Here is an 11,257-nt window from a genome sequence, read left to right as displayed (position 1 = left end):
TCGCTACTCGCTACTCGCTACTCGCTACTCGCTACTCGCTACTCGCTACTCGCTAAAGCATATCAACGGCTTTTTCTATCGCCGCTCCGAGCTTTACAACATCATCCATGTTGTTGTAAATACCAAATGAGATTCGAACCGTTCCTTTCACATTAAGTGCATCCATTAATGGGTGAGCACAATGATGTCCTGCACGTACTGCGATACCTTGCTGATCCAGTAGAGTCGCTATATCTTGATGGTGAACACCATCCATCACAAAAGTAATCACACTTGCGTTAGGTTGATACCCTAAAATCTGAATGTCATCCAGTTTACTGAGCGCAAGATAAGTCTCGTGTTGTAGTTGGTGGATATGATTTTCGACATCTTGTTGTACAAAACCACTTAACCATTCTATTGCGGTGCTTAGTGCTATGGCTCCTGCCACATTTGGCGTGCCCGCTTCGAATTTGCCAGGCAGTTCTGAAAAAGTAGTGCCAGAGAAAGAGACGCGCTCGACCATTTTGCCACCACCATGCCAAGGTGGCATCGCTTCTAACAATTCAAGCTTGCCGTAAAGCACACCGATGCCCGCAGGGGCATAGAGTTTATGACCTGAGAATACGTAGAAATCAGCGCCTAAAGCAGCAACATCAACCGATTCATGAACGATACCTTGTGCGCCATCGACTACCACAATTGCATTCATCTTATGTGCTTTCTCTATGACGGCTTCAATCGGCTGACGAGAACCCGTTACGTTGGTTATCTGAGCTAATGCAACAATCTTGGTTCGTTCATTTAAAAGCGTATCAAACGCGAGTAGGTCAAATTCGCAATCCGATGTCATCGGTGCTTTAACGACTTTGGCCCCGGTTTGTTCTGCCACAATTTGCCAAGGAACTATGTTAGCGTGATGCTCCATTTCACTCACTAAGATCTCATCGCCAGGCTGAAGAATACTTCTTGCGTAAGTTTGAGCAATTAAATTGAGCGCCTCGGTGGCACCACGAGTCCAGATGATCTCTTTTGAAGAGCTTGCCCCGATAAACTGAGCGACCTTATCTCTGGCAGCTTCAAACTGACTGGTCGCGTTCGCTGTTAAGCTATGGCTACCACGGTGAACATTGGCATTTTGTTTGGAGTAATATTGGCTAATGGCATCAATAACTACCTGAGGTTTTTGTGTCGTTGCCGCGCTGTCTAAATAGATCAGTGGTTGCTGATTGATAGTTTGTGATAGCGCAGGAAACTGCTCTCGGATGTGATTGATATCAAGCATCTATTCTTACCTAAAATCTTGGAAATTGGTGCCAGCGTTATGCTTAGCGGTATTGTTATTTTATCGCGACTTGTTGACCGTTGCTGACTAATCTTGATGATTCCAGCTATTTTCTTGCTCTTTGACTTGATCGAACAGCTTTTGGTTAACGGGAACTTCTATCTGATGCTTAAGCGCTGTTTTTATTAGGTGTCCAGTGATGAAGTCGATCTCTGTCTTGCGTTGGTAAAACATATCCTGCTTCATGGATGAGTTGTTCTGCGCCGTGGCTTGGATGACCTGCTTGACACTTGCTTCTAATCCGTCGAATGAACAAGTGATCTCTTCGGCCTGCATAACTTGTGTTAGCTCTTCAACGATAGAACTTAAAATACCCTCAAACCTTTGGTCTGCAAGTTCACCATTCTTGATTTGTTCCAACCCAGTAAGTGGATTGATAGCACAATTGATGGCGAGTTTAGCCCAAAGCGCGGTTTCTATTTGTGGGTTCCAACTCACAGCGGGGAGAGCATCATCCAATACATCAACCAAAAACGTGCACTGTTGACCCGTTTGGTTAAAAGCACCTAGCTGGGTTTGTCCTATTCCTGTGTGAGATACATTGTTACGATCGGGTTTAAAGGCTGCTTGGGTGGTGGTCGCCAATACTATCGGGTGAGCATTAATTTGAGTGGCAATGTTGTCGACCGCGCCCATTCCGTTATGCATGAACATGAGAATGGTGTCAGAGTCGACATATTGAAGTAACGGAGTGGTGGCTTCTTCTACTTGCCAAGCTTTGACTGTGAAGATAACCAAATCACTCGCTGATAGCTTTTCGATATTGTTGTTACTGAAGGGAAGTGAAGTTTGCTCATCAAGTGTTAGGTTAATTGAGGTTTCAGGGGAGCGACTCCACAAAGAGACATTATGACCAGCTTGAAGCAATTTAATCGCCCATAAAGAGCCGATAGCTCCAGGTCCAACAATAGTGATGTTCACAGCAATACCGAGATAAGAAAGTGATGCTGCAAGGATAGCGAGGCATTAAATGAAAGCAATAAAAAATGGCACCCGAGGGTGCCATTTTGGAAACTTTCTTAGAAGTTCTATTAGAACTTGTAAGTTACTGCTAGGTAGTGGCTCACACCTGAAGTTTTACCTGCGAATCCACCGTCTTCTAGACCGTAAATAGTTTCGTAAGCTTTAAGACCGTAACCTACAGCATAACGGTCTGAGTGCCAGTAGATACCGTTAAACATTGCGCCGCCGCTGCTTTCTGCGCTGTACTCGTCTTCCATCGCAAATTGCCAATCAATGTAACCTTGGTAAGAGATGAATGAACCGTTCTCGAAGAAGTAGAATGGTTTGAACCAGTTAGTCGAGATTTGGAAACCGTTCCAGTCTTTAATGTTTGAATCGTAGTTACCGTAAAGGTTTAAGCCAATTTTGCCTAACCAAGGAACCATTACGTCAGAACCTAGACCGATTTTTTGTTGGTTAACACCAAAAGTTGTGTCAGTTGTGTTAACGCCGTCCCACGTAATTTCAGATGCAACGTAAAGTTCTTGTACTGGACCAAATGAAAGGTCTTTACCTGTTAGTCCGTCAAGAGACATACGTGGAGCAAACTTCATGAACATTTTTGCTTGGCTGTCTGCTTTATCGCTACCTGGATCCGAAAGTAGGTTAAATACATCAACATAGCCATATAGGTCGAAGATTCCCGAGCGGCCACCGAATTCCATTTCTAGGTAATCATGTGATGATTCACCTGGAAGCTCATCAAATGCACCCATAAGGTTGAATTGCATCCATTTGTAATCGTTTTTATGGATGTCGCCGTCAGAATAATCCGCTGCCATTACTGGAGCAGAAGTTGCTGCAAGTAGGCCAAGAGTTAAAAGTGATTTACGCATAATGGAACTCTCTATGTTTGAAATAAGTAACCCGCTAATCCGTGCGTGTTTATGATGTCCGAATGCCGAGCATAATAGCGATTTTGTTCTCAAATAAAAGTGAGACAGAGTGAAAACTACAATTATTAAGGTGAGGTTGATCACACTAATGATCTAAATGATGGAACTTTAAGGTAGCAATGCATCTTGATGCACCTCCAATTCTATTGATTTTGTGAAATTCGATTATTTTGTGGATAAATAGGTGAAATACTGCGCTAAGCAAACGATTCTACTAATTAGAGTGACATGCATATCAAAATCAACAGTATTCCTTTCTAAGCGTTTTCTCTTAAAAAATGACTCATTCAAACCACCTCTTAATCTTGTCTTTGATCTATTTTTGACCAACAGCGTAATGGAGTTGGAATCAATTGATGGACAACTCATGTGATGACTGCCTAGGGATTTGAACCTAGCTACTTTTTGAATCACGGAGAATTAAAGACAGTTCACTGCACTAGATTTTGAAATACTTTTTAAAGATTAGTTATTGGACTAATCATTTGTGTGACGAACTGGTCTAACTTTTTTGGAGAGAAGACCAATGAAATATTCACCTATACTCGCTGTAGCAATTTCAGCCCTATTTCTTGTTGGGTGTGATGACGACGATGAATCAACAACTCAACTACAAGCTGTACATGCATCGCCAGATGCTCCTTTAGCTAATGTTCTAGTCAATAGTCAGGCTCGTTGGAGCGATGTCGATTATGCTCAAGCATCCGGATACGCCTCCGTAGGTCAAGGACAGACAACTCTTCAAGTCGATGTCCAACTCCCAGGTGACGAAGTGGCCACTGTTATCCCTCAAAGCCAATTCGATTTAAGCGGTGACTTAGATTACACCGTGATGGTTGTAGGCGACGCCGATGGATCCAACAATCCTGTAGAGGCTTTGGTTGTTACTCGCCCTGCTGCAGGAACGGCAACAAGTTCAAGTTTAGATGTGCAAGTAGTACACGCGGCAACAGGAGTTGGCGATGTAAACCTATATGTGACAGGGCCGAGTGATCCATTGGGCGCACCGTTAGGGACTTTAGCTTATAAAGATTTTACTGACGTACTCAATATCCCTGCAGGACAATATCGTGTGAGATTAGAAACCGTGAGCGGCAGTGCTATTGCTTTTGACTCTGGAGAAATCACTCTGTCTGGCGGCAGCGAGCTAACGATTGCGGCTGTGCCAAGAGCTGACTCCAATAGCGCTTCCCCAGTAAAATTGATGGTGATGGACGGTAGTGGATCATCGTTAATCTATGACATGGCAGAAACTGCAGAAGTAAGAGTCGGTCATCTTGTTGATGGCGCCCCGGACGTAGATCCGTTTGTGAACGGAGCTGCATTTGCACCTCTTGCTGATTTGATGTTCAAGGAAATCCGTGGATTTATCGATTTAGCTGCAGGAAGTTATGACATTGACATCTTTGCTGACGGCACTACAACTAATGCATTAATTGATGCGGATGGTGTCGCTGTATTTGCCGGCATGGATTACAGCATCTATGCGGTAGGGACAGTAAATCCACTGAATTTGGAACCTTTGGTTGTTCCTGAGAACCGTCGTCCGGTGGCGACCAGTGCGGTATTAAACATTACCCATGCTGCTGCTAACCCAATTGCGGCATCGGTGGACATCTACTTAACAGAAGACGTAGGTATCTCTGGTAGCACTCCGGCGTTAAGTGATGTGAAATTCAAAGATTATGCGAATGGCATTTATGTGGCAGCGGGATCTTACTTTGTGACGATAACGGTAGCGGGACAACCATCGGTTGTGGCGATTGATTCTGCGCCCGCAACCTTAGCTGATGGTGTGGTGTATCAAGTCGTGGCGATTGATGATTCGATGGGTACGGGTTTTAACCTAATTGTCAGTGAAACAACAGACTAGATCTGAAGACAGAACGTAGAAGAGGGTAGCTCAATGCTACCCTCTTCTTATTTGTTTTCTTTGACTCTATTCTTGGTTAGTTTTGGCTTTCTCTAATAAATCCGTGAAAAAGTGGCGTAACGAGTAGAGCATGATCAAACTTGGAATCACCATAAGTGCGGTCAGTATAAAGAAGGTTGACCAATCATTGAGGTAATCGACCAATTCACCACTAAATGAAGCCAGTGTTGTTCGACCGAAGTTACCCAAGGATGCGAGTAATGCATATTGGGTTGCAGAGAAGGCCTGTCCAGTTAATAACGTTAAGAAAGAGACAAAAGCTACTGTTGAAAAGGCGGTCGTGAAGTTATCGACAATAATCGTTGCCAAGAACAAGGTTTCACTTGGGCCTGTCTGAGCGATCCACGCAAACATTAGATTACTGGCTGCCATTGCCACACCGCCAATCATCAGTCCGCGTACAATACCGAATTTCACATTGAAGACACTGCCTACTAAAGTGAAGAATATGGTTGCTCCCCAACCAATTAACTTCGAATAGTGGCCTATCTGTTCGTTACTGAAACCTATCTCTTTATAGAAGGTGATCGACATGCGACCTAGGAAGGCTTCACCTATCTTAAATAGGAATACGAACAGAAGTAGGGTGATGGCAACTTGAACTCCGTTTCGTTTGAAGAAGTCATAAAACGGTTCTAACACGGTAACACTGAGCCAAGCCACGACTTTCGAACCGACAACTTTATTGTGACGTTGCTGAGCCTGTTCTTGTAGGGCTTCGCGCTGTGTGTTTGGCTCTCCGACAAAAAGCGTAAACAACATTAGTACGACAACGACGCCTGCCATTCCGTAATACACACCATTCCAACCGATTGAGTCTGCGTTAATAAAGGCAAGGTAGCCTGGTAGAGAATACCCCGTCCACCAACCCATCACTGCCATTGCAGAAGCTTGCGGCAGCTTTGATGCTTCGGATTTTGGGAAGGTATCAATACGAAATGCATCAATCGCGATGTCTTGCGTGGCTGAGGCAATGGCAATAGCGAGCGCCAACATTGAAGTAAACGCCAAGTTCTCTGCGGGATTGACGCCTGCGATGAATAAGGTGCCGACTAAAACAATGGTTTGGCAGAAAAAGATCCAACTGCGGCGCTGGCCGAGTATTGCGTGAAGCACCGGCAGTTTTACTCGGTCGACCAATGGTGCCCATAGAAAGTTAATCGCATACACGGCAAACACACTACCAAAGTAGCCAATGGCTGCTCGTGTTAAACCTGCATCTTTTAGCCAACCAGACATGTTGGATCCAATAAGAACCCATGGGAAGCCACTCGAACAGCCGAGCATAAACACCCAAAGTAGGCGTTTATCTAGGTAGCTGCGGAAAGTCTGCATCCAAGAAAGAGAGGGAGTGCCTGATGACATAGGGCGTCCTTGTGTAGAAAAACGCCCTTAAGAAATAAGGGCGTTAGATTGGATTACTTAAGAAGGGTCACTTTAGTGATGACGATTGGGTCGACTGGGATGTCTGACATGCGGCCCATTCGCTTGGTTGGAATCGTTGCCATCTTTTGAACAACATCAAAACCTTCAGTTACTTTGCCGAATACAGCGTAGCCTGGGTTGCCACCTTTTGCGTTCAAGAAGTCATTATCAGAGAAGTTAATGAAGAACTGACGAGTTGCAGAATCTGGCGCATTGGTACGAGCCATAGCGATTGTTGCTGTATCGTTTTTCAGGCCATTGCTGCCTTCATTCTTGATAGGAGCGTAAGTTGCTTGTTGATTCATCTCTTGATCGAAGCCGCCACCTTGCGCCATAAAGCCAGGAATAACACGGTGGAAGATAGTGCCTTCGTAGCTGCCGTCTGCCACGTATTTTAGGAAGTTCTCCGCGCTAACCGGTGCTTGCTCTTGGTTAAGCTCGATAGTGAAGTCGCCTAATGTTGTTTCCACGTTTACTTTAGGACCAGCCCAAACGCTCACACTCACTAGCATTAATGCGATAGAAGATAAAATACGACCCATTAGAAACGTTCCTTCATATAAGTTTGTAGCTCTTGGTCGTTAGCGATCTCAGTAAGAACCAAGTTGATTACGTCATTAAGAACCATAGAGATGTCGTCGTTTGATGCGCTCAATGCACCAGTGCGTGTTGCAGTACCGTTGAATGTTTTAACTAGTTTGCCTTCAGGCGTTTCCGCGGTAACTTCAAGCGTTACTTTACCGTCCATTTTGTTTTCCATAATGGTGTGTTCTACGGTAACGAGTGCTTCTTGAATCTCTAAAACAATTGAGTTTTCACTGTTTACGCTTGCACGAAAACCTTGAGACTCTAACTGTTGAGCCACAGCGTTTTCTAGAGAAATACGCATGTTTTGCTTAGCGTGAATTGGCTGAATGTTTGAACGGCCACTATCAACCAATGCAACATATTGAGCGGCACGAACATCTTTACTGGTTAGTGTGTATGTTTTGCCTTGTACAAGGTTGCTTGAGCTTAGTGAAGCTTCTGGCATTACATTGATCTGTTCTTGCTGAGGGGCTGAACATGCTGTCAAAGCCATAATAGAAGCAGCCAAAATCAGTTTTTTCATTCCTTTATCCTTTCTAAATTCACACCAGAAGCTCGGTATCTTAAATTCTTGTGAAGTCGTTTCTGCTTATTTATTAAAATTCGCAGGTTCTCTTGTTGCTTGTAATATCTCAAATTTTTGGTTTAGTTCAAGCGTTTCAACGTTAGCTTCACCAAATAGTCTTGCTAGTTTGACATCGTATCCGAGGTGTCGGTTGCCAATAACAATTAATTTGCCTCCATTGCTAAGAACATGCTTTGCATCACAGAACATTTGCCACGCAATGTGATCCGTAATCGCTTGTTGCTGATGGAATGGAGGATTACACATCACTAAGTAGGTGCTGTTTTTCTTGAAGCCATCTAAACAGTTATTGGCGATGAACTGGAAGTTGCCTTCTTCACCAAGGTTATCCTTGACGTTTTGGCGCGCCGATTCCACCGCCATAAAGCTTTCATCCACACAGGTGATACGAGCTTGTGGGTTCAATTGCCCTGCTTTTACACTCAATACACCGTTGCCACAGCCTAGATCGATGATATGACGCAGCTCAGGATCTTGTGGGATGTGCTCTAGCATATAGCGAGCGCCTTGATCGAGTGCTTCCCCTGAGTAAACATTTGGTAAATTTTTCAATCGGATATCTTCACCGTCTACATCCCATTCAACAAATGGCTCTACTGTTTGAATAGGCTGGCAGTTTGGAGACGAAAATACTAAGCGGTGTTTTTTCTTCGCTAGTGATGTTTTGGTTTCGCCTAGGTACTTTTCGAACAGGTTAAGCGTAGAGGTGTGAATCTCTTTTACCTTGTTGACGCCAATCACTTGGCAGCCTTCAGGCAATGCTTGGCGTAGCTGGCTCAATTGCCAGATTAGGTGACGATTTGTTTTTGGCAGCTGCATGATCACAAGATCGATACCGTGTGGCATATCATCCATTGTGTTCAAGAAGTTCACTCGGTTACTTTGATTGCGCTGCAAGTTTTTCAGGGCGCCACGGTGAGAGATAAATGAGTCGCTCATCATAGTGACATCATGATCTTTCGAGAACCAAGTCGATAGGGCACCGAAGCTGTCGTTCATGATCAGGATATGTTTGCCAGGTTCAAGGTTCATCTCTTCGACATGACTGATCAGGTATTCGTCGCCCGCATCCCAAGCTTGAAGGGTTTCATTTGAACGTTTCGGGAAACGATGTAAGGTCAAAGTTCTGTCGTGAAGGGTAAGTTCGGTTTTCATTGCTTGAGATACTTATGTAAGAAATAACAAAGATATTGTCTCAAATGCAGGCTGAACAAGATAGAAAAAACTCAACCAAACCTATGCCATTCGCTATGAAATACTCAGACACTCGACCTGTTAGGGTTTATACTCAGCCCACGGATAATGCCAATACGATATTAAGGAATCACAATGATCCAAGAAGTTATCGAAACAAAATTGCACAATGAGTTTTCACCAAGTCATCTAAACGTGGTCAATGAGAGCTATATGCACAATGTTCCGGCCGGTTCTGAGAGTCATTTTAAAGTGATTGTTGTCAGTGATGTGTTTGAAGGATTGCGCCTTATTGCTCGTCATCGAGCGGTAAATAAAGCACTTTCAGAAGAGTTAGCGAACAATATTCACGCATTGTCCATTCACACTTATACAAAAGATGAATGGATGAAGCAGCTCGATAACGTGCCAGATAGCCCGATGTGCATGGGTGGCGGTAAGTAAGAAAGCTTACGAATATAGAAGAGGTGGCTATGCCGCCTTTTTTGTCGCCAAACCTATGTGTTTTTCGTTGTTATATCACTCAAACTGATGGCAATTTGAACGACTAAATATACCTACAATGAGTAATGTTTTTATTAACAGTGTTTCAACATAAATCTTAAAATAATAGTTTGTGACAGAGTATTAATCTCTTGTTTAAAACACGTTTCAAAAGCCATTTTATCTGTGCGGCTCGTCAAATTTATACATATTTGAGAGTCCATATGCTTCAAATCTCACCAAATAAAGGCCGTATTCAAGTTATTGGTCATGGCATCAAGTTGTCAAAAAATGCTAGAATACGGCACCTGATAAATCTCACATAATCTTTGTGATGAGTTTATTAATGTAATGTTGCGATTTTGGTATCTCAAATTTACCAAAACCGGACACTGTAATGTCGTGTCTAAGGGCGATTTTAAAACGTCCCGAATTTACGCAATTAAAAGAATCTTTTTCCCGATAAAGTAGTGCAAGTGCGTATGATTACAATAAAGAAGGGTTTGGATCTTCCTATCGCAGGAACTCCATCCCAGGTGATTAATGATGGTAAGTCCATCACTAAAGTCGCCTTGCTTGGCGAAGAGTACGTTGGTATGCGTCCTACGATGCATGCTCGCGTTGGTGATGAAGTGAAGAAAGGCCAAGTTCTTTTTGCAGATAAAAAGAACCCAGGTGTTGTATTTACTTCTCCAGCAAGCGGTAAAGTTATTGAAGTGAACCGTGGTGCTAAGCGTGTTCTTCAATCAGTAGTGATTGAAGTAGCAGGCAATGAGCAAATCACGTTCAATAGCTATGAAGCTAACCAACTAGTAGGCCTTGACCGTGATACGGTTAAAGCTCAGTTAGTTGAGTCTGGCGCATGGACCGCTTTGCGAACTCGTCCGTTCAGCAAGGTTCCAGCAGTTGATTCTGAAACTCAGGCTATTTTCGTTACTGCTATGGATACTAATCCGCTAGCAGCTGAGCCAGAATTAATCATTAACGAGCAGTCTGATGCTTTCGTTGCTGGTTTAGATCTTCTTTCAACTCTGACTAACGGTAAAGTGTACGTTTGTAAAAAAGGTACTAGCTTACCTCGTTCAGCTCAGTCTAACGTTGAAGAACATGTTTTTGATGGCCCACACCCTGCAGGTCTTGCAGGCACGCATATGCATTACCTATATCCGGTAAATGCACAAAATGTAGCGTGGAGCATTAACTACCAAGATGTTATCGCATTCGGTAAGCTTTTCCTTACTGGTGAGATTTACTCTGAGCGTGTTGTTTCTCTGGCTGGTCCAGTGGTGAACAACCCACGTCTAGTTCGTACTCAAATTGGTGCTAGCCTTGAAGAGTTGACAGACAGCGAGTTAATGCCAGGCGAAGTTCGTGTGATTTCTGGTTCTGTACTTACGGGTACTGAAGCAACAGGTCCACATGCTTTCCTTGGTCGTTACCATCAGCAAGTTTCTGTTCTACGTGAAGGTCGTGATAAAGAGCTATTCGGCTGGGCTATGCCTGGTAAGAACAAGTTCTCTGTTACTCGTTCATTCCTTGGTCACCTGTTTAAAGGTCAGTTGTTCAACATGACAACGACGACAAACGGTAGTGACCGCTCAATGGTTCCAATTGGTAACTACGAGCGCGTAATGCCTCTAGATATGGAACCTACATTGCTGCTTCGTGATCTATGTGCAGGCGACATTGATAGTGCTCAAGCACTAGGTGCGCTAGAGCTAGACGAAGAAGATGTAGCATTGTGTACCTTTGTATGTCCAGGTAAGTACGAGTACGGTCAACTACTTCGTGAATGCCTAGATACGATTGAGAAGGAAGGGTAATTT

At 43.7% G+C, this 11,257-nt stretch carries 10 protein-coding genes; 3 read left to right on the top strand and 7 right to left on the bottom strand.

The annotated features are described in order from the left end of the window. Positions 1 to 52: 52 nt before the first annotated feature. The 3 genes from csdA to AB6E85_RS23575 form a co-directional block, all read right to left on the bottom strand. The gene (gene csdA / locus AB6E85_RS23585; protein WP_372144439.1) at positions 53 to 1,264 is read right to left on the bottom strand and encodes a cysteine desulfurase CsdA; all 1,212 of its coding nucleotides are present in this window, start codon (positions 1,262 to 1,264) and stop codon (positions 53 to 55) included. Between the two features lie 87 nt (positions 1,265 to 1,351). After that, the gene (gene panE / locus AB6E85_RS23580) at positions 1,352 to 2,245 is read right to left on the bottom strand and encodes a 2-dehydropantoate 2-reductase (RefSeq protein ID WP_372144437.1); all 894 of its coding nucleotides are present in this window, start codon (positions 2,243 to 2,245) and stop codon (positions 1,352 to 1,354) included. 110 nt (positions 2,246 to 2,355) lie between these two features. Beyond that, a complete protein-coding gene (locus AB6E85_RS23575) occupies positions 2,356 to 3,162 on the bottom strand; it encodes an outer membrane protein OmpK (RefSeq protein WP_248402506.1) in 807 nt (268 codons plus the stop codon). A gap of 586 nt (positions 3,163 to 3,748) precedes the next feature. Between AB6E85_RS23575 and AB6E85_RS23570 the strand changes: the two genes are divergently transcribed. Further along, positions 3,749 to 5,095 (top strand): DUF4397 domain-containing protein, encoded by a 1,347-nt coding sequence (locus AB6E85_RS23570; protein WP_372144435.1) that lies wholly within the window; start codon positions 3,749 to 3,751, stop codon positions 5,093 to 5,095. A gap of 66 nt (positions 5,096 to 5,161) precedes the next feature. Here AB6E85_RS23570 and AB6E85_RS23565 read toward each other — a convergent pair whose 3' ends face one another. The 4 genes from AB6E85_RS23565 to AB6E85_RS23550 all read right to left on the bottom strand — a co-directional run bounded on the left by AB6E85_RS23565 (position 5,162) and on the right by AB6E85_RS23550 (position 8,909). Continuing rightward, positions 5,162 to 6,520, bottom strand: coding sequence for an AmpG family muropeptide MFS transporter (locus AB6E85_RS23565; protein ID WP_372144433.1), 1,359 nt, complete (start codon positions 6,518 to 6,520; stop codon positions 5,162 to 5,164). Positions 6,521 to 6,573: 53 nt separating this feature from the next. Beyond that, complete coding sequence (locus AB6E85_RS23560; RefSeq protein ID WP_019823852.1) at positions 6,574 to 7,122, bottom strand: peptidylprolyl isomerase; 549 nt, start codon at positions 7,120 to 7,122, stop codon at positions 6,574 to 6,576. Continuing rightward, entirely contained in the window at positions 7,122 to 7,691 is a 570-nt protein-coding gene (locus tag AB6E85_RS23555) for a YajG family lipoprotein (protein ID WP_017059907.1), read from the bottom strand. Before AB6E85_RS23555 ends, AB6E85_RS23560 begins: the two co-directional genes overlap by 1 nt. A 66-nt stretch (positions 7,692 to 7,757) precedes the next feature. Continuing rightward, complete coding sequence (locus AB6E85_RS23550) at positions 7,758 to 8,909, bottom strand: methyltransferase (RefSeq protein WP_372144431.1); 1,152 nt, start codon at positions 8,907 to 8,909, stop codon at positions 7,758 to 7,760. Between the two features lie 174 nt (positions 8,910 to 9,083). Between AB6E85_RS23550 and bolA the strand changes: the two genes are divergently transcribed. Together bolA and AB6E85_RS23540 are read left to right on the top strand one after the other, a co-directional pair. Then, positions 9,084 to 9,392 carry a transcriptional regulator BolA gene (gene bolA, locus AB6E85_RS23545; RefSeq protein ID WP_017064186.1) on the top strand — a complete coding sequence of 103 codons (309 nt, stop codon included), beginning with the start codon at positions 9,084 to 9,086 and terminating at the stop codon, positions 9,390 to 9,392. A 521-nt stretch (positions 9,393 to 9,913) separates the two neighbouring features. After that, the gene (locus tag AB6E85_RS23540) at positions 9,914 to 11,254 is read left to right on the top strand and encodes a Na(+)-translocating NADH-quinone reductase subunit A (RefSeq protein WP_032549021.1); all 1,341 of its coding nucleotides are present in this window, start codon (positions 9,914 to 9,916) and stop codon (positions 11,252 to 11,254) included. Positions 11,255 to 11,257: the final 3 nt, after the last annotated feature.

The sequence above is a fragment of the Vibrio sp. 10N.247.311.51 genome (assembly GCF_041467855.1).
Lineage (GTDB): Bacteria > Pseudomonadota > Gammaproteobacteria > Enterobacterales > Vibrionaceae > Vibrio > Vibrio coralliirubri.
Note: the sequence above shows the minus strand (reverse complement) of the source record. Positions and strands in the feature narration are given on the sequence as shown.